Below are 18,719 nucleotides of genomic sequence, written 5' to 3' on the forward strand. Positions count from 1 at the left end.
GGTGCGGCACTGGCGGCGTGCGGCATCGCTGCGGCCGCCGCCCTGCTCTGGTGGACCGCGGGCGGCCCGGCGCAGTAGGCGCCCCGCACACCAGGCGCCGAGACCGCCTCGGCCATGGCTGCGGGCACCCGCGCCCACCGCCCGGCCACGCCGGCGGTGTGGGACGCGCCCGCACCGCCCGTGGCCGCCGCCAGTGACGACCCGCTGCTGGGACCCGGCCTGCGCGACACGCTGGAAGCCCTGCTGCACGCGGCGGGCGAAGCGCCGGAGCCCGGCCTTCTGAAAGCGCGGCTGGAGGGCCTGATCGGCCAGTTCTTCCCGCCGCAGGTCGCCACCAGGGCCCTGGCGCTGGCCCACCGCTACGTGGACTACCGCGTGGCGCTGGGGCGGCTGCAGGCGCCCGCCGATCTGCGCGATCCCCAGGCCCTGCGCCAGGCCCTGGCCGCGCGCCAGAAGGTGCGCATGGCCGCCTTCGAACCGGACGAGTACCAGGCCCTGTTCGCCGCAGATGCGCAGATGGACGAGTACCTGCTGTCCCGGCTGGAGACGGAGCGCGACCCGTCGCTCACGGCCGACCAGAAAAGCGCGGCCCTGCAGCAGGCCGAAAGCGCCCTCGGCCCCGCGTTGCAGGCACAGCGCAATGAAGCGGTGGCGCACGTGGGCCTGGCCCGGCAGACCGCGGACTTCGACGCCCAGGGCATGGACGCCACGGCCCGCTTCAGCGCGCGCAGCGCGCAATACGGCGCCGAAGCCGCGCAGCGACTGGCCCAGGTGGACACGCAGGACCGGCAATGGCAGGGCCGGCTCGACCAGTACCAGGCGGCGATGGGCTCGGGGTCTTCTTCGGCCCGGCTGGCGCAACTGCGGTCGGAGCTGTTCACGCCGCAGGAGCAGCTCCGCCTGGAGGGCGCCCTGGCGCTGCGGGCGCTGCCCGCACAGGTCCGCTGACCGCCGGGCAACCCTCGGCTGCGGCATTGCCGCCATTCATGCAGGTTTCCTGCAAAACGGGTTCGCCGGGGGCACGATTTCGCCCGAATGCTGAGTCTCTACGGCCTAAAGTGGATGGCAGACATCCATCCACGAACGGAGACGCCAATGAACGCAGCCTTGCCCGAGCAAGCCACGCAACAGACCGCCGCCTGGGAGAACCCCATGGGCACCGACGGTTTCGAATTCATCGAATACGCCGCACCCGATCCGCAGGCCATGGGCAAAGTGTTCGAAGGCATGGGCTTCAAGCCCGTGGCACGGCACCGCCACAAGAACGTCACCCTGTACCGCCAGGGCGAGATCAACTTCATCATCAATGCCGAGCCCGACAGCTTCGCGCAGCGCTTTGCGCGCATGCACGGCCCCAGCGTCTGCGCCATCGCCTTCCGCGTGCACGATGCCAAGGCCGCCTACGAGCGCGCCCTGGGGCTGGGCGCCTGGGGCTATGCCGGCACCGCCGGCCCGGGCGAGCTGAACATTCCCGCCATCAAGGGCATCGGCGACAGCCTGATCTATCTGGTGGACCGCTGGCGCGGCAAGGGCGGCGCGCAGCCCGGCGACATCGGCAACATCGGCTTCTTCGACGTGGACTTCGAGCCGCTGCCCGGCGTGTCGGCCGAAGAAGCGCTCAACCCCCACGGCCATGGCCTGACCTACATCGACCACCTGACGCACAACGTGCACCGGGGCCGCATGAACGAATGGGCCGGGTTCTACGAGCGCCTGTTCGGCTTCCGCGAGATCAAGTACTTCGACATCGAAGGCCAGGTCACCGGCGTCAAGAGCAAGGCCATGACCAGCCCCTGCGGCAAGATCCGCATCCCGATCAACGAAGAGGGCAAGGAAAAGGCCGGCCAGATCCAGGAATACCTGGACATGTACAACGGCGAGGGCATCCAGCACATCGCCATGGGCTCGGACGACCTGTACGCCACGGTGGACGCGCTGCGCGGCGCCGGGGTGCGCCTGCTGGACACCATCGACACCTACTACGAACTGGTGGACAAGCGCATTCCCGGCCACGGCGAGCCGCTGGCAGAACTACACCGACGCAAGATCCTCGTGGACGGCAAGAAGGACGCGCTGCTGCTGCAGATCTTCAGCGAGAACCAGCTCGGCCCCATCTTCTTCGAGTTCATCCAGCGCAAGGGCGACGACGGCTTCGGCAACGGCAATTTCAAGGCGCTGTTCGAGAGCATCGAGCTCGACCAGATGCGCCGGGGCGTGCTGAAGTCCGACTGAGACAACGCCTGTAACCGAATGCAGCTTCACGGTAACGCATCTCTATACTGCGGCACGTCTTAGACCCGGAGGAGATACCGTGAAGTTATTGAACGCCAGTGCCTATCTGGGGGGTGCATTGCTGTGCATGGCAGGACTTGCCGCGCACGCGCAGACCCCTTCCGCGCCGCTGAAGATCATCGTGCCCTACCCTGCGGGCGGGCCGGTCGATGCCTCGGCCCACATCGTTGCCGAAGGCGCCAAGGCGGCGCTGGGCAACCTGGCGGTGGAGAACAAGCCCGGCGCGGGCGGCAACGTCGGCGCCGATCTGGTGGCGAAAGCCCCGGCCGGCGGCAACCTGCTGGTGATGGGCGCGGTGGCCACGCATGCGGTGAACCCCTGGCTGTACAAGAACTTTCCGTACGACCCGATCAAGGACTTCAAGCCGATCGCCCTCGTCGCGCGCACGCCCAACGTGCTGGTGATGAGCGCCGAGCAGGCCAAGAGCCTGAACATCGGCAGCACGACCGAACTGGTGCATTACCTCAAGAAGCACCCGGACCAGCTCAAGTACGGTTCGGGCGGCAACGGCAGCATCGGCCACATCGCGGCCGAGATGTTCAAGTCGCTGACCAACACGCGCATGGCGCACGTGCCGTTCCAGGGTTCGTCCCCGGCGCTCAAGGCACTGCAGGCCCAGGAAGTGAGCCTGGTGTTCGACAACTTGGCTTCGTCGCTGCCGCTCATCAAGGCGGGCAAGCTGAAGGCGCTGGGCGTGACCTCGCTGGGCCGGGACGACGACCTGCCCGACGTGCGCAGCATCAACGACGAAGTGCAGGGCTTCAACGTGGTGACGTGGTTCGGGCTGTTCGCCCCGATCGCGCTGCCCGATGCCGATGCCCGCCGCTACGCCATGGCCTTCAGCGCGGGCATGAAGTCGCCGGCCAGCACGGAGCGCTTCAAGAAGATGGGCCTCGACCCCGAGGACCTGACGCTGGAGAGCTTCGGCCAGTTCGTGCGCTCGGAGCACAGCAAGTACGGTTTTCTGATCAAGGCCGCAAAGATCAAGATGGATTAGCCGCGGCCGGGGGCAGGACGCCCGGGGCTGCGGCATGGATACAAAAACCCAAGGAGCCAAACATGGGACAGCCCCCCGTCGTCTACGGACAATCCGATCGCCCACCCCGCGGCGACTACGCCCGCGCCAACGCCGACTACACCTGCGCGCAGGACTACGAGGCCTACACCGCGGCCGACCACGACACCTACCGGCGCCTGTACGAGCGCCAGTCGGCCCTGCTGCCGGGCCTGGCGAGCGATGCGTTCATCGAGGCCCTGCCCTCGCTCGGCGCGCGCAACCGCATCCCGCGCTTCGAGGAAGTGAACGAGCGCCTGTACAAGGCCACGCGCTGGGAACTGGTGGGCGTGCCGGGGCTGATCCCCGAGGTGCCGTTCTTCACGTTGCTGGCCAACCGCAAGTTCCCGGTGACCGACTGGATCCGCACGCCGCAGGAGTTCGACTACATCGTCGAGCCCGACATCTTCCACGACCTGTTCGGCCATGTGCCGCTGCTGTTCAACCCGGTCTTCGCCGACTACGTGCAGCGCTACGGCCAGGGCGGCCTCAAGGCCCACGGCCTGGGCGCCTGCGAGCTGCTGTCGCGCCTGTACTGGTACACGATCGAGTTCGGCCTGATCCGCCAGGACGACGGCCTGCGGGCCTATGGCGCCGGCATCCTGAGCTCTTCGGGCGAGCTGGCCCATTCGGTGCGCAGCCCCGAGCCGCAGCGCATTCCGCTGCAGCTGGAGCGCACCATGCGCACGCGCTACAAGATCGACACCTACCAGCAGACCTACTTCATCATCGACAGCTTCCAGCAGCTGTTCGACATGACCGCGGCCGACTTCGCCCCGATCTACGAGCGCCTCAAAGGCCAGCCCGAGTTCGCGGCCGACGAGCGCGAAGCCGTGCCGGCCTGACGGCGCGCACCCGGCCGGCCGCCGCTTCTTCGCACGCGGCGGCATGGCTTCGCGCCGGGGGAGGGGCGGCCCCGTGCGGCTGCGGATGATCGACTCCGTCATCCGCCGCAAGGTCCAACTGGCGCCCAGCGCGAGGCACATTGGCGGCGGATTCCCCGAGGAATCCATCCATGTCGCGCATTTCTGGCATTTCGTCACCGCTGCGTCCCGCACCGGGCATCGTCGTCGATCCCTCGCCGGGGCTGATGACGCCCGTCGCGCCCGTCCGGCGCAGGCGCCAACCGCCCTCCGCCGAACCAACGCTGCCCGAGTTGGCCCGGCGCCTGTCCTCAGCCCCGATGCCGCCACGTGCACCCCTGCATGTAGTGCGGCATTCGCTGCTGCCGCCGCAGTTCCAGTCGCCCCAGCGGCCCGGCACCGAGCCGTCTGAGACCTACCAGCGCCATTCGAAGCTGCCGCCCCAATACCAGTCGCCGCTGCGCCAGAGCTTTCTGCCGCCCCAGGCGTACCAGTCGCACTCGGCGATGAACACCTTCCAGTCGCCCTATGCGCCCGCGCCGCAAGGGGCGTTCAGCAGCTCGGTCCTTCCCCCGGCCCCAGCGCCGCAGGACCCCGCCCGGCCGGAGGCCGCCGCACAGCGGCCCCCGCGGGTGTCGGTGCTGCCGCAGGTGCGCCCCTCCATCCTGCAGGGCGCCAGCCCGCGCCCGCAGGGGCCCCGCCCTTCGGTGCTGCCCCAAAGACCGTCCTTCCAGAGCAGCGGTAGTGGCAGCAGCGCCGCCAGCAGCTCGGCCTCCGCCCAGGCACCCATGGAAACGCGGTATTCGGTGCTGCCGGCCAAGCTGCAGGCGGCGTCGGCGGCCTTCCAGTCCGTGGCCCACGCCGCCGTGGCCATCGGCCTGGAGAGCGCCAACACCGTGCAGATCACTACCGCCGCCCAGGCCCAGCAGGTGCTGGCCCGGGTGCAGCGCCTGGCCACCCAGGCCGCACCGGCCTTGCATGCGCTGTCCGGCGCGCTCCAGCACATGGTGGAGAACAAGACGCGGCTGTCACAGGAGATCCGCGAAGAACTGGCCGACATCGGCCAGTCGCTGCTGACCACCGGCCAGTCGCTGCAGAAGTTCCTGAACCACACCCTGGGACGGTTCGCCCCGCAAACCATGCCGCTCGCAGAGCCGCCGGCCGAAACCCCGGCGGACGCGGCCGCCGCTGCCGAGACGGCCGCCGTGGCCGAAACCACCGCCAAGGCCGAAGCCGAGGCCGCCGCTGCTCCGCCGCCCAAGGCGCACCTCAAGCCCCGCCCGCAAAAGCACCCTGCCGCCAAGCCGGCGCTGCACCCGGTCCCCGCCGCGCCGGCGCCAGCGGCCAAACCGGTGCCGGTCCATGTGATGGCCATCTCCACCGAAGAAGGCCGGGCGGCGCTGCGCGCGGGCTTCGGCACGCCCGAATCCGCCGATGCGGGGCTGCGGGAGATCGCCCTGGCATTCAAAGCCGCGCAAAACGGCTCGGCGGACGACAAGCGGGCCTTCCAGCTGGCCTACCAGGACCGGCTCACGCTGCCCGACGATTTCAGCAGCGGCAACGTGGCCGCCGTGAAGCAGCTCAAGCGGCTGCTGGCTGGCGTCAACGTGGCCTATGTGTCGCCGCAGTACGGCAAGGACATGGGCGTGGGATCGGACGACTTCAACGCGCGGCGCTCCGCGGCGTAGAAGCAGGCGGCAATGCCGTGCGGCCTACAGGGCCGCGATGAGGTCCAGGCACTCCCGCACCACCGGCGGATGAAATGCCATCTGCACGTGCGCCAGGCCCTCGCGAAGGCGGTTGTCCGCGCCGTCCAGCGTGGCGGTGGCGGCCGGGTACACCGCGTTGTCGCAGTTGGAATAAAAGCAGGTGAACAGCGCCGCGCGCCCGGACGGCTCGTCCTGCGCCAGTTGCCGCAGCCATTCGCCCCCGGGCACCATCTGCCGGCCGTTGGCGGACCGGCTGAACCGCGCCGCCCACGCGCCCTGGTGGGGCGAGCCCAGCGTGATCACGCGGTGCACGCGCGCATCGGCCTGCCGCGCCCGCAGCCACGCCCGCACGGCCAGACCGCCCATGCTGTGGCCCACCACGACCGGCGGGCGGCCCGTGGCGGCGGTGACCCGGCGCACGGCCTCGTCCAGCGTGTCCACATAGTCGTCGATGGCGCCGAAAGCAGGCTCCATCGTCACCGCCACGAACGGGTGGCCGCGGCCGCGCAGCACCTTCATCCAGGGCGTCCAGAACCCGCGGTTGCAGATGAAGCCGTGCACCAGCACCACGCCGCGCGCGGGCGGCGGGCCGCCGGTGACGGGGGGCGGCAGCCAGTCGGGCACGGCGGTGGAGCGAAACGGCTGCCACCATCCGAACACCACGCTGGCCCAGCGCGCCTCGGCCGACCAGGCGCGCACCACCTGCGCCAGCGACGGCACCGGCACCCCGTCGGCCCGTCTGGCCTGCCGGTTCACGCGGACCATGCACACGAACTGCAGCCCCATGAACAGCCGCAGCAGCAGCATCACCGCGGCCAGGCCCGCCACCGCCCGCAGGGGCGAGTGGGGCCATTGCCACACCAGCCAGCCGGCGGCCAGCAGCAGGTTGCACACCACCATTCCGCGTTGCCATCGTGCATTGGTCAAGACCGGTGCTCCTGGAAAAAAAGGAGTCCGCATCATGTCACTTGCGGGACGGGCCTAGGACAAGCCCCCTGGACAGGGCGCGAGCCGCTTCCACAATCGTGCCCACCTCCACCCGCGCACGAAAGGGACGACCGCATGGAACGGATCTGGCTGAAAAACTACCCTCCGGGGGTGCCGCACAGCGTGGAGCCCGAGCAGTACCGCTCGCTGCCGCACCTGTTCGAGGAGTCGTTCCGCAAGCATGCCGACCGCCCCTTTTCGGTCTGCATGGACCGGTGGATGACCTACGGCGAGCTCGACCGCCTGTCGGCCCAGCTCGGCGCCTGGCTGCAGGGCCAGGGACTGGAGCCCGGGGCGCGCGTGGCCATCATGCTGCCCAACGTGCCGCAGTTCGGCGTGACCATGGCGGGCGTGCTGCGCGCCGGCTACACCTGCGTGAACGTGAACCCGCTGTACACCGCGCGGGAGCTGGAGCACCAGCTCAAGGATTCCGGCGCCACCGCCATCGTGATCCTGGAGAACTTCGCCCACACCCTGGCCGAGGTGATCGACCGCACCGCCGTGCGGCACGTGTGCGTTGCCAGCATGGGCGACCTGCTGGGCGCGGCCTTCGGGCGCTGGATCACGTTCGCCGTGCGCCACCTGGCCAAGATGGTGCCGGCCTACGAGATTCCACTCACCAACGGCCGCCAGGTGGTGCCGTTCAACAAGGCATTGGCCCTGGGCGAGCGGCGCACGCTGGCGCCCAGCCACGCCACGCTGGATTCGACCGCCTTCCTCCAGTACACCGGGGGCACCACGGGGCTGTCGAAGGGCGCGGTGCTCACGCACCGCAACATCGTGGCCGCCACGCTGCAGGCCGAGGCATGGTTCACACCCGCGCTGTCCAAGGTGGGAGACGTGCGCCATGCCAACAGCATCGCGGCGCTGCCGCTGTACCACATCTTCGCGCTCACGCTGTGCCTGCTGGCGATCCGCCAGGGCTCGCACCTCACGCTGATCCCCAACCCGCGCGACATTCCCAAATTCGTCGCGGTGCTGAAGAAGCGGCCCTTCCACATGCTGCCGGCGGTCAACACGCTGTTCAACGCGCTGCTGCACAACCCGCAGTTCGCTGCGCTCGATTTTTCGCACCTGTGCGTGTCCCAGGCCGGCGGCATGGCCGCGTCGGAGGGCACGGCGCGACAGTGGCAGAAAGTGACGGGCAGCACCATGATCGAAGGCTGGGGCATGAGCGAGACCTGCGCCATCGGCACCAACAACCCGGTGAACAACACGCAGTTCACCGGCACCATCGGCCTGCCCCTGCCGGGCATCGACATCGCCATCAAGGACGATGCCGGCGAGAGCCTGGCCATCGGCCAGTCCGGCGAGATCTGCATCCGCGGCCCCAACGTGATGACCGGCTACTACCAGCAGCCCGAGGAGAACGCCAAGGCCTTCACGGCGGACGGCTTCATGCGCACGGGCGACGTCGGCATCATGGACGAGGCTGGATACACCCGCATCATCGACCGCAAGAAGGACATGATCCTGGTGAGCGGCTTCAACGTGTTCCCCAACGAACTGGAGCAAGTGATCTCAATGTGCCCCGGCGTGCTGGAATGCGCGGCCATCGGCGTGCCGGACGAGAAACAGGGTGAGGCGATCAAGGTGTTCGTGGTGAAAAGCGACCCGGCGCTGTCGGAGGAAGACGTGGAGCGCTACTGCCACGAGCACCTCACCGGCTACAAGCGGCCCCGGCACATCGAGTTTCGGGATGCGCTGCCCAAGACGAACGTGGGCAAGATCTTGCGCCGGGAACTGCGCAGCTGACTGAGTCCGGCCGGCGCACGCGGGCCGTGGCAGCCCGCGGCGGATGAAGCGCCGCCCGGCCGGAGTGGCACGCGGAAGTAACAGCTGCATCCGCTGATTTCAGCCCGCCCGGGTCCTGCTACCGGTCTCTCCCAGGCCGACAAAGACCCGTTTGCCCTCCTTCAGCCGGCCCGCGCCCCTGTGCGCGCACCCCGTTTCTTTTCCGGCCGCAGCCGCCCGCCGGCCCCCTTCCCAAGCACCACCGCCCCCTGGGCTCAGGGATAATCCCCACGCGCAAACGTTTGCGCAAACGTTTGCTTTCGCTACCATGGCGGTCCGCGGCGGTTTTTCCGGATGGAGATCGGGGCTCTTTCGACAGCCCCAATCGGGTCCGCAACCGGCGCATTCCGCACCCCGACAACGCCTTTTCCAGGAGACACCATGCCCTTCACCCGCCGCTCCGTTCAAACCGCCGCCGCCCTCGCCGTGCTGGGGGGCCTGCTGGCCTCGCCCGCGTTCGCGCAGGACAAGCCCAAGATCGCGCTGGTGATGAAATCGCTGGCCAACGAGTTCTTCCGCACCATGGAAGACGGCGCCAAGGCGCACCAGAAGGCGCATGCCAGCGAATACACGCTGGTGGCCAACGGCATCAAGAACGAGACGGATACCGCCGCGCAGATCAAGATGATCGAGCAGGCCGTGGCGCAGAAGGTCAACGCCATCGTGCTGGCGCCGGCCGATTCCAAGGCGCTGGTCCCGGCCGTCAAGGCGGCGGTGGACAAGGGCATCCTGGTGGTGAACATCGACAACCGCCTGGACACCGACGCGCTCAAGGAAAAGAACCTGACCGTGCCCTTCGTCGGCCCCGACAACCGCGCGGGTGCCAAGCTGGTGGGCGACTACCTGGCCAAATCGATCAAGGCGGGCGACAAGGTCGGCATCATCGAAGGCGTGTCGACCACGTTCAACGCGCAGCAGCGCACGCTGGGCTTCCAGGACGCAATGAAGGCCGCCAACATCAAGGTGGTGGGCGTGCAGTCCGGCCAGTGGGAGATCGAGAAGGGCAACACGGTCGCCGCCGGCATGCTGCGCGAGCACCCCGACCTGGTGGCGCTGCTGGCCGGCAACGACAGCATGGCGCTGGGCGCGGTGGCCGCGGTGAAGGCCGCCGGCAAAGTCGGCAAGGTGCAGGTGGTGGGCTACGACAACATCAACGCGATCAAGCCCATGCTGGCCGATGGCCGCGTGCTCGCCACGGCCGACCAGTACGCCGCCAAGCAGGCCGTGTTCGGCATCGAGCTGGTGCAGAAGGCCCTGGCCGCCAAGACGCCCCAGGCCCAGTTGCCGGCCGAGGTCAAGACCGAGGTGGTGCTGGTCACCAAGGACAGCAAGTAAGCGCGCCCGCAGCGCCTGCCGACCTCCTCGCCTGCCGCCTTTGACCTGAGGACCGACCCCGTGCCCCCTTTGCCGCCCGCCGCCGCGCCCGCGTCCGCCCCCCTGCTGGAGATGATCGGCGTGGGCAAGGACTACCACGCCACCACGGTGCTCCACACGGTGACGCTGTCGCTGCATGCGGGCGAGGTGCTGGCCCTCACCGGGGAGAACGGCGCGGGCAAGAGCACGCTGTCCAAGATCCTGTGCGGGCTGGAGCCGGCCTCGCGCGGCAGCATGCGGCTCGCGGGCCACCCCTATGCGCCCGCCTCGCGCCGCGACGCCGAGGGCCAGGGCGTGCGCATGGTCATGCAGGAGCTGGGCCTGATTCCCACGCTCACCGTGGCCGAGAACCTGCTGATGGGCCGCCTGCCGCACCGCGCGGGCTGGCTGCGCCGCGGCGCGCTGCATGCGGCCGCCCGCACGCAACTGGCCAAGATCGGCCTGACCGACATCGACCCGGCCACGCCGGTCGCGCGCCTGGGGCTGGGGCAGCAGCAGATGGTGGAGATCGCCCGCAACCTGCACGATGACACGCGCGTGCTGGTGCTGGACGAGCCCACCGCCATGCTCACGCCGCGGGAGACCAACTATTTGTTCGAACAGATCGCGCGGCTCACGGCGCGCGGGGTGGCGATCGTCTACGTGTCGCACCGGCTGGAGGAACTGCGCCGCATCGCCGACCGCGTGGCCGTGCTGCGCGACGGCGCGCTGGTGGACGCCCGCCCCATGGCCGGCCTGAGCGAGGCCGATCTGGTGCAGCGCATGGTGGGCCGCGCGGTGAGCGACCAGGAACACCGCCCACGCCGCCAGGCCGGCCCGGTGGTGCTGCGCACCGAGGGCCTGGGCCGGGGCACGGCGGTGCAGGACGTGAACCTGGAGCTGCGCGCGGGCGAGGTCTTCGGCATCGCGGGCCTGGTGGGCTCGGGCCGCACCGAGCTGCTGCGCCTGCTGTTCGGCGCCGACCGGGCGGACCGGGGCACGGTGGTGCTGTCCGAAGGACATGATCCAAATCGGCCTCCAGCACAATCGGTACTAGGGCATACCGCTACAAATTCAATAGCAAACGATTCACACGAGCCGCGCGAACGCCGCATTCCGCGCGGCTTCGCCTCGCCGATGCAGGCCATCGCGGCGGGCATCGGGCTGGTGGCGGAGGACCGCAAGTCGCAGGGCCTGCTGCTCACGCAGCCGATCCGCGTGAACGCCACGCTCTCCGACCTGTCGGCCGTCTCGCGCCTGGGCTGGCTGCGCCGGGCGCACGAAAGCAGCGTGGTGCAGGGTTTCATCCGCACGCTGGGCGTGCGTTGCCGCGGGCCCGAGCAGCCCGTGGGCCAGCTGTCGGGGGGCAACCAGCAGAAGGTGGTGTTCGCCCGCTGGCTGCACCGCGACGGCCGCGTGCTGCTGCTGGACGAGCCCACGCGCGGCGTGGACGTGGGCGCGCGCGCCGACCTGTATGCCGAACTCGACCGCATGGCGGATGCCGGGCGCGCGCTGTGCATGGTGTCGTCCGACCTGCGCGAACTGATGGCCATGGCCGACCGCATCGGCGTGATGAGCGCCGGGCGCCTGGTGGCCGTGTTCGAACGCGGCCAGTGGACCGAACAGTCCCTGCTCGCGGCCGCTTTTTCCGAACCCGGTGGCCGCACGGCCGCCCCCAAACCCCTTTCCGCATGAACACCCCCGCACCGGCGCCCCAGGCCGCCGCCCCTTCTTCTTCCGCCGCCACATCCGCCTCCGTCTGGCGCACGCAACTGGGCACCTTCCTGGGGCTGGCGGCCGTGCTGGTCGGCATGGTCGTGCTGTTTTCGTGGATGTCCGAGTACTTTTGGAGCCGCGAGACCTTCGTCACCATCGCCAACGAGATCCCGGCGCTGGCCGTGATGGCCGTGGGCATGACGTTCGTGCTGATCATCGCGGGCATCGACCTGTCGGTGGGCTCGGTGATGGCGCTGTCGGCGGCCACGTCGGCCGCCGCCATCCTGCAATGGAAATGGAGCGTGCCGGCCGCGGCCGCGCTGGCGCTGGCCACCGGCCTGATCTGCGGCACGGTGACCGGTGCGGTGTCGGTGGCCTGGCGCCTGCCCTCGTTCATCGTCTCGCTGGGCATGCTGGAGGCGGTGCGCGGCGGCGCCTACGTGGTGACCGATTCGCGCACGCAATACGTGGGCGATGCCATCTCGTGGCTGTCGGCGCCCGTGGCGGGCGGTGTCTCGGTGGCGTTCGTGCTGGCCCTCGTGCTGGTGGTGGTGGCGCAGCTGGTGCTGTCGCGCACAGTGTTCGGCCGGTGCCTGGTGGGCATCGGCACCAACGAAGAGGCCATGCGCCTGGCGGGCGTGGACCCGCGCCCCATCCGCATCGCGGTGTTCGCGCTCACCGGCCTGCTGGCCGGGCTGGCGGGGCTGATGCAGTCCGCGCGCCTGGAAGCGGCCGACCCCAATGCCGGCACCGGCATGGAGCTGCAGGTGATCGCCGCCGTGGTGATCGGCGGCACCAGCCTGATGGGCGGGCGCGGCTCGGTCATCACCACCGCATTCGGCGTGCTCATCATCGCGGTGCTGGAGGCGGGCCTGGCGCAGATCGGCGCGAGCGAGCCGAGCAAGCGCATCATCACCGGCTGCGTGATCGTGGCCGCCGTGATCGTCGATACCGTGCGCCAGCGCCGGGCAGCCGTTTAATCCCCGGGCCGCCCCGCACCTGCACCCCTGATCCCATGGCCACCATCAAGGACGTCGCCCGCCGTGCCGAAGTGTCGGTGACCACCGTGTCGCACGTGGTCAACGGCACGCGCCACGTGAGTGCCGAGGGCCGCGCGCGCGTGGAGGCCGCGATCCGCGAGCTGGGCTACGTGCCCAGCGCCATCGCGCGCAGCCTCAAGCGCAACCACACGCGCACCCTGGGCATGCTGATCCCCAACAGCTCCAACCCGTACTTCGCCGAGGTGGTGCACAGCGTGGAAGACCGCTGCTTCGGCGCGGGCTACAACCTCATCCTGTGCAACACCAACGACGAGGCGAAGCGCCAGGCCTCCTACCTGCAGGTGCTGGCCGAGCGGCGCATCGACGGGCTGATCGTGGTCTCGACCGGGCACGACGCCACGCTGGCGCGGCAGCTGGAAGGCCTGTCGATCCCCACCGTGCTCGTGGACCGCGAGATCGAGGTGCCCCAGCCGCCCTGCGACCTGGTGGAGACCGCGCACGCCCAGGGCGGGCGGCTGGCCACCCGCCACCTGCTGGACCTGGGGCACCGCCGCATCGCCTGCATCGGCGGGCCGCAGGGGCTGGCGCCCAGCGAGCAGCGCATCGCGGGCTGGCGCGAGGCGCTGGCCGAGGCCGGCGCGTCCTCCGAGGGCATGCTGTCGCACGGCAACTTCACCAGCCAGGGCGGCTACGAGGCGATGCAGGCGCTGTTCCGCGCCCCTTCGGCCCCGAGCGCCGTCTTCGTGTGCAACGACCTCATGGCCATGGGCGCGTTGTGCGCCGCGAACGAGCGGCAGCTGCGCATTCCCGATGCCCTGTCGGTCGTCGGCTTCGACGACATCGAACTGGCCGCCTTCACCAGCCCACCGCTCACCACCGTCGCCCAGCCCAAGCTGCGCATCGGCACGCTGGCGGTGGACATGCTGCTCGAACGCATCGACGGCAAGCGGCAGGAGCCGCGCCAGATGCTGCTGCAACCCGAACTGCGCGTGCGGGCCTCCACGGCCCGGTACCTTTTTTCCTGACCCCAGCCCGGCTTCTTTCCCTTCCGTCCGCCCCTTCTTTCTGCTTCTCTTCGTCCCTTTTCTCCCGCGCATGAACGCCGCCCCTCCTTCCCGCCCCCGCATCGCCGTCGTCGGCAGCCTCAACATGGACCTGGTGCTGCGCGTGCCCCAGGCGCCCGGCGCCGGCGAAACCGTCATGGCGCATTCGCTGAACCACATTCCCGGCGGCAAGGGCGGCAACCAGGCCGTGGCGTGCGCCCGCCTGGGCGCGGACGTGCACCTGTTCGGGCGCGTAGGCGCCGACGGCAACGGCCAGGCGCTGCGGGCGGCGCTCGACGCCGACGGCATCGACCACTCGGGCGTGCAGACCGACGACAGCGCGCCAACCGGCGTGGCCGCCATCGTGGTGGACGAAGCGGCGCAAAACCGCATCGTCGTGGCCGCCGGGGCCAACCTGCGGTTCGTGCTGGACCCCGCCACGCTGGCGCCCGCGCTGCAGGGTGCGGCCTGCCTGGTCGCCCAGTTCGAAGTGCCGCTGCCCCAGGTGCTGGCCGCCGCCGCCCAGGCGCACGCGGCCAGCTGCCGCGTGGTGCTCAACCCCTCGCCCATGCAGCCCCTGCCCGATGCGCTGTGGCCGCTGGTGGACACGCTGGTCGTGAACGAGGTCGAGGCCGCCGCCCTGGTGGGCGGTGCCGTCCAGACCCCGGACGAGGCGGCGCATGCCGCCCGGCGGCTGCGCGCGCGCGGCCCGGCGCGCGTCGTCGTCACGCTCGGCGCCGCCGGCGCCGTGGCGGCCGATGCGTATGGCTGCCGCCACCACCCGGGCATGGCCGTGCAGGCCGTGGACACCACCGCCGCCGGAGACACCTTCCTGGGGGCACTCGCCGTCGCGCTGGGACGGGGCGAGGCGCTCGATCCGGCCGTGCAGGGCGGCATCCGTGCCGCGGCGCTGTGCGTGACCCGGCCCGGCGCCCAACCCTCCATTCCCACGCGCGACGCCGTCGCCGCCAGCCCCCGCCCACCCGACTGGAGATTGCTATGAAACGCCGCGCTTTGCTGCACGCCGAACTCTCGCACGCCATCGCCTGCATGGGCCACGGCGACATGCTGGTCATCGGGGACGTGGGCCTGCCCATCCCCCCCGGGCCACGCCGCATCGACCTGGCCGTCACGGCTGGCATCCCCGCCGTGGACGAGGTGCTGTGCGCCGTCCTCTCCGAACTGCAGGTGGAGCGCGCCATCGTCGCCACCGAAGCCGTGGAACGCGCCGAAGGCCAGTTGCCGGACTGGTGCCTGCTGCCCGTGGCGCCCGAGACCGTGCCGCACGAGGAATTCAAACGGCTGTGCCAGCAGGCGCGGGTGATGGTGCGCACCGGCGAATGCACGCCCTATGCGAATGTCATACTCATCGCCGGCGTGACGTTCTAGACGGCCCGGGGCGGCGCGCCATGAAAGCCACCGCCATGCCCCCCCTTTCGACGCCCTCCGGCCCCGCGCCCCTGCCCCCCGGAATGACCGTGCTGGAGCGCGGCTGGCTGTCGGCCAACAACATCGTGTTCATCTGCGCCGGGCACACGGCGGTGGTGGACACCGGCTACTGCACCCATGCCGCGCAGACCGTCGCGCTGCTGCAGGGCGCACTGCAGGGCCGCGCGCTGGACCACGTGCTCAACACCCACCTGCACAGCGACCACTGCGGCGGCAACGCCGCGCTGCAGGCGGCCTGGCCCGCCCTCGGCACCTTCATTCCCCCGGGCCACGCTGCCCATGTGCGCCAGTGGGACGCCAACGCCCTGAGCTACACGCCCACGGGCCAGGACTGCCCGCCGTTTCGCATGGACGGCGCGCTGCAGCCGGGCACTGAAGTGATGCTCGGCGACCGGGCTTGGCAGGTGCATGCGGCCCCCGGGCACGACCCGCATTCGATCGTGCTGTTCGAGCCGGTCGACGCCGTGCTGATCTCGGCCGATGCGCTGTGGGAGAACGGCTTCGGCGTGGTCTTTCCCGAACTGGAGGGCGACAGCGCCTTCGCCGACGTGGCGGCCACGTTCGACCTGATCGAGTCGCTGGCGCCGCGCACCCTCGTGCCCGGGCACGGGCGCGTCTTCACCGGCCTCGCCCCGGCGCTGGACACCGCCCGGCGGCGGCTGGACGGCTTCGTGCAGGCGCCTGAAAAGCACGCGCGCTACGCCGCCAAGGTGCTCGTCAAATACAAACTGCTGGAGTGGCAGCAGGCCGAGGCGCAGCGGCTCTGGGCCTGGGCCGCCGCGACGCCCTACTTCGCGCTGCTGCACGCGCGCTACTTCGCCGACCAGCCGCTGCAGGCCTGGCTGGAGGGCACGGTGCAGGACCTCGTGCGCTCGGGCGCCGCCGCCCTCCAGGGCACGCAGATCCACAACCGGTAGGGCAGAAGGCGCGGCCCCCGACCTTGCTGGCGCGACACGCCCGTGCCGGGGCCGCTTTCACCTCCCACCCCTCGCCCGGCGCACCTCCCGTGCGCAATTTGTGGCGGAAATCTTACAAATTGTCAGATTCCACGCCGCACTCCTGTCAGACAATACCTTAACGAGAGTGATTCGTATCAATAATCGCGGCTGTTTTTGGTTCTGACAACAAAATGAAACACTCCAACCCCGTCAAGAAACCCCGCAGCCTCCGCCTGGCCGAGGGCGTTGCCGCCAGCCTCTCCACCGCCGTGCTGCTGCCCTGGGCCGCCATGGCCCAGACCGCACCGCCGCAGGACGCCACCGTCCTGCCGACCGTGACGGTGCAGGACCAGGCCATCGATCCCAACCCCAACGCTGAAGTGGGCGCGCCCTACAAGGCCAAGACCTCGGCTGACGTGCGCCACACGCGGCCCCTGGCGGAAACGCCCCAGACCATCTCGGTGGTGACCAAGGCCGCGATCGACGACTCCGGCTTCACCGACCTCAAGCAGATCCTCGCGGCCCAGCCCGGCATCACCCTGGGCACGGGCGAGAACGGCAACGCCTTCGGCGACCGCTACATCATCCGCGGCCAGGAAGCCCGCAGCGACGTGTTCGTGGACGGCCTGCGCGACCCCGGCATGACGACCCGCGAGAGCTTCGCCATCGAGCAGCTCGAAATCACCAAGGGCCCGAACTCGACCTTTGCCGGCCGCGGCTCGGCCGGTGGCGCGATCAACGCCATCACCAAGCAGGCCACGCTGGACTACGACTTCTCGCGCATCTCCGTGGGCGCGGGCAGCGACGGCTACCGCCGCGCCACGCTGGATGCCAACAAGGGCTTCTCGGATCAGTTCGCGCTGCGCGCCAACGCGCTGTACAGCACCGAAGGCGTGCCGGACCGCGACCCGTCCAAGCGCCGCCGCGAGGGCCTGGCGCTGTCGGGCCTGTGGGAAGCCAATGCCAACCTGTCGGTCACGCTGGACTACTACGGCCTGCGCGCCAGGGACAAGTACCCCGACCTGGGCAGCTACCTGCTCGGCACGGTGCCCAACCGCGTGCCCGCCACCGGCGTGCCCGTGTACGCGCAGAGCCAGGACTTCCTGAACTCCGACGTGGACGCCCTGACGGCACGCGTCAAGTGGCGCATCGCGCCCGACAAGACCCTCACCAGCCTGACGCGCTACGGCACGTCCGACAACGGCTACGTGGTCACCGGCGCCTCGGGCGGAACGCGCTACAGCAACGGCACGCCGTTCACCAGCGCCTCGCTGAGCACGCACAACGGCTGGCAGGAAGTGAAGTACTTCGCGCACCAGACCAACCTGCGCTGGGACACCGAGATCGCCGGCAAGAAGAACGAACTCATCTTCGGCCTCGAATACACGGACCACCAGGTGACGCGCGGCAACTACGCCGTCACCAACACCGGCGCATTCAACTGCCGCACGCAGGCGGGCACCGGCGCCAACACGGCCTATTGCCTCTCGGGCCCCACGGGCGCCGTCACGCCGGGCCTGAACTCCATCATGGGCCGGCAGATCGCCCAGACACCCTGGGCCAACGACTGGCAGGTCAAGAGCTTCGCGCTCAGCGCCATGGACACGGTGGACCTGACCGACAAGTGGACGGTGTTCGGCGGCGTGCGTGCCGACTACACCGACTTCAGCCTCGTCACGCGCAACGCCACCACGGCCGCGCAAACGGGCAACTACACCTATACCGATACCCTGCTGAACGGCCACCTGGGCGTGTCGTACAAGATCAACCCCATGGGCATCGTGTACGCCAGCTACGGCTCGGCCCAGGACATCAACGGCGGCGAATCCGACACCGGCACCAGCAGCGGCTACGGCGGCCTGGTGGTCTACAACGGCAGCGCCGCCGGCGCCAAGCCCGAGACCTCGCGCAATCTGGAAATCGGCACCAAGTGGAACCTGCTGGACAACAAGCTGCTGTTCACGGCCGCGGCGTTCCAGACCACCAAGTCCGACGTGATGGAAGGCGCTAACTACGACTCGCTGGGCACCTTCAACACCGGCAAGAACCGCGTGCGCGGCGTCGAATTCGGCCTGGTGGGCAACGTGACCTCCCAGTTCACGGTGCAGGCCGGCGTGGCGTTCATGAAGTCCAAGGTGCTCAAGTCGGCCACGGCGGCCAACGTGGGCCTGCCGCTGTCGAACTTCGCCGACCGCTCGTTCTCGGTGCAGGGCAAGTACCAGTTGACGCCCGCGCTGTCCGTGGGCGCCACGGCACGGCACGAAAGCGACCGCTGCGGCGGCCAGCCCGACACCGGCGCGAGCTACACCAACGGCACCTGCGCGCAGCCCGTGCCCTCGTTCACCGTGTACGACCTGTTCGCCTCGTACCGCCTGAACAAGCACGCCGACATCCGCATCAACGTGCTCAACGCCGGCGACAAGGACTACTACACGGCGGTGTACCGCTCGGGTTCGTTCCTGTACAAGGGCGACGGGCGTGCGGTGCGCGTCACGCTCGACTACGAGTTCTGATCGGCGC

15 protein-coding genes are annotated in these 18,719 nt (G+C 69.8%); 14 read left to right on the forward strand and 1 reads right to left on the reverse strand.

The window, feature by feature from the left end; genetic code table 11:
* Nucleotides 1-114: 114 nt before the first annotated feature.
* From M5C96_RS21665 to M5C96_RS21685, 5 genes are all read left to right on the forward strand, one after another.
* A complete protein-coding gene (locus tag M5C96_RS21665; protein ID WP_272565203.1) occupies nucleotides 115-948 on the forward strand; it encodes a lipase secretion chaperone in 834 nt (277 codons plus the stop codon).
* A gap of 147 nt (nucleotides 949-1,095) precedes the next feature.
* Nucleotides 1,096-2,232, forward strand: coding sequence for a 4-hydroxyphenylpyruvate dioxygenase (gene hppD, locus M5C96_RS21670; protein ID WP_272565204.1), 1,137 nt, complete (start codon nucleotides 1,096-1,098; stop codon nucleotides 2,230-2,232).
* Nucleotides 2,233-2,359: 127 nt separating this feature from the next.
* Nucleotides 2,360-3,289, forward strand: coding sequence for a Bug family tripartite tricarboxylate transporter substrate binding protein (locus tag M5C96_RS21675; protein WP_272569806.1), 930 nt, complete (start codon nucleotides 2,360-2,362; stop codon nucleotides 3,287-3,289).
* A gap of 62 nt (nucleotides 3,290-3,351) precedes the next feature.
* Nucleotides 3,352-4,191, forward strand: a complete 840-nt coding sequence (gene phhA, locus M5C96_RS21680; protein WP_272565205.1) for a phenylalanine 4-monooxygenase — start codon at nucleotides 3,352-3,354, stop codon at nucleotides 4,189-4,191.
* Nucleotides 4,192-4,361: 170 nt separating this feature from the next.
* On the forward strand, nucleotides 4,362-5,897 hold the full coding sequence (locus M5C96_RS21685) for a hypothetical protein (RefSeq protein WP_272565206.1): 1,536 nt from the start codon (nucleotides 4,362-4,364) through the stop codon (nucleotides 5,895-5,897).
* Between the two features lie 24 nt (nucleotides 5,898-5,921).
* Here M5C96_RS21685 and M5C96_RS21690 read toward each other — a convergent pair whose 3' ends face one another.
* Nucleotides 5,922-6,845 carry an esterase/lipase family protein gene (locus tag M5C96_RS21690; RefSeq protein ID WP_272565207.1) on the reverse strand — a complete coding sequence of 308 codons (924 nt, stop codon included), beginning with the start codon at nucleotides 6,843-6,845 and terminating at the stop codon, nucleotides 5,922-5,924.
* 135 nt (nucleotides 6,846-6,980) lie between these two features.
* On the opposite strand from M5C96_RS21690, the gene M5C96_RS21695 reads away from it, so the two are divergent.
* From M5C96_RS21695 to M5C96_RS21735, 9 genes are all read left to right on the forward strand, one after another.
* Nucleotides 6,981-8,660, forward strand: coding sequence for an AMP-binding protein (locus M5C96_RS21695; RefSeq protein ID WP_272565208.1), 1,680 nt, complete (start codon nucleotides 6,981-6,983; stop codon nucleotides 8,658-8,660).
* 420 nt (nucleotides 8,661-9,080) lie between these two features.
* Nucleotides 9,081-10,034 (forward strand): sugar ABC transporter substrate-binding protein, encoded by a 954-nt coding sequence (locus M5C96_RS21700; RefSeq protein WP_272565209.1) that lies wholly within the window; start codon nucleotides 9,081-9,083, stop codon nucleotides 10,032-10,034.
* Nucleotides 10,035-10,145: 111 nt separating this feature from the next.
* Nucleotides 10,146-11,747, forward strand: a complete 1,602-nt coding sequence (locus M5C96_RS21705) for a sugar ABC transporter ATP-binding protein (RefSeq protein WP_272569807.1) — start codon at nucleotides 10,146-10,148, stop codon at nucleotides 11,745-11,747.
* Entirely contained in the window at nucleotides 11,744-12,748 is a 1,005-nt protein-coding gene (locus M5C96_RS21710; protein ID WP_272565210.1) for an ABC transporter permease, read from the forward strand. Before M5C96_RS21705 ends, M5C96_RS21710 begins: the two co-directional genes overlap by 4 nt.
* A 35-nt stretch (nucleotides 12,749-12,783) precedes the next feature.
* A complete protein-coding gene (locus M5C96_RS21715) occupies nucleotides 12,784-13,794 on the forward strand; it encodes a LacI family DNA-binding transcriptional regulator (RefSeq protein ID WP_272565211.1) in 1,011 nt (336 codons plus the stop codon).
* Between the two features lie 70 nt (nucleotides 13,795-13,864).
* Entirely contained in the window at nucleotides 13,865-14,815 is a 951-nt protein-coding gene (rbsK, locus tag M5C96_RS21720) for a ribokinase (RefSeq protein WP_272565212.1), read from the forward strand.
* Entirely contained in the window at nucleotides 14,812-15,201 is a 390-nt protein-coding gene (gene rbsD / locus M5C96_RS21725; protein WP_272565214.1) for a D-ribose pyranase, read from the forward strand. The genes rbsK and rbsD overlap by 4 nt, the downstream gene beginning before the upstream one ends.
* Nucleotides 15,202-15,236: 35 nt before the next feature.
* Nucleotides 15,237-16,178, forward strand: a complete 942-nt coding sequence (locus M5C96_RS21730; protein WP_272565215.1) for an MBL fold metallo-hydrolase — start codon at nucleotides 15,237-15,239, stop codon at nucleotides 16,176-16,178.
* Between the two features lie 212 nt (nucleotides 16,179-16,390).
* Nucleotides 16,391-18,712: a TonB-dependent receptor gene (locus M5C96_RS21735; protein ID WP_272565216.1), complete on the forward strand. Its 2,322-nt coding sequence runs from the start codon at nucleotides 16,391-16,393 to the stop codon at nucleotides 18,710-18,712.
* Nucleotides 18,713-18,719: the final 7 nt, after the last annotated feature.

This window comes from Acidovorax sp. GBBC 1281, from assembly GCF_028473645.1.
Classification (GTDB): domain Bacteria; phylum Pseudomonadota; class Gammaproteobacteria; order Burkholderiales; family Burkholderiaceae_C; genus Paracidovorax.